Origin of the sequence: Streptomyces sp. NRRL S-37 (assembly GCF_000721605.1) — a bacterium.
GTDB lineage: Bacteria > Actinomycetota > Actinomycetes > Streptomycetales > Streptomycetaceae > Streptomyces.
On sequence record NZ_JOIZ01000105.1, the window covers coordinates 1 to 674 of the forward strand.

The window sequence follows — 674 nt, forward strand, 5'->3', positions numbered from 1 at the left end:
GGCACCACCCACCGCAAGGGCCCCAACAACACCCTGAACGCCGGCCCCGACGACGTCGGCGTGCCCTGGGCGATCGGCTCCCCCGAGGGCGGCCACGACGCCGTCCACCCGGCGCTGGGCACCCTGGAGGACTTCACCCGCTTCGTCGCCCGGGCCGGCGAACTGGGCCTGGAGGTGGCCCTGGACTTCGCCCTGCAGTGCTCCCCGGACCATCCCTGGGTGCACAAGCACCCCGAGTGGTTCCACCACCGCCCCGACGGCTCCATCGCCTACGCGGAGAACCCGCCGAAGAAGTACCAGGACATCTACCCCATCGCCTTCGACGCGGACATGGACGGCCTGGTCGCCGAAACCGTGCGGGTGCTGCGGCACTGGATGAAGACGGGGGTGCGGATCTTCCGCGTCGACAACCCGCACACCAAACCGGTCCTGTTCTGGGAACGGGTGATCGGCGAGATCAACCGCACCGACCCCCGTCCTGGCCGCCACCCTCTCCCCCACCTGGGGCATCTACAGCGGCTACGAACTCTGCGAGAACACCCCCCTGCGCGACGGCAGTGAGGAATACCTCGACAGCGAGAAGTACCAGCTCAAACACCGCGACTGGCGGACCGCCGAACGCGAGGGCCGCACCCTCACCCCCCTCATCACCAAGCTCAACACCATCCGCCGCG

1 pseudogene is annotated in these 674 nt (G+C 69.1%); it reads left to right on the top strand.

What is annotated here, in order from left to right:
- Positions 1–674, top strand: a pseudogene (locus IH50_RS0136970) (alpha-1,4-glucan--maltose-1-phosphate maltosyltransferase); the annotation flags it as partial.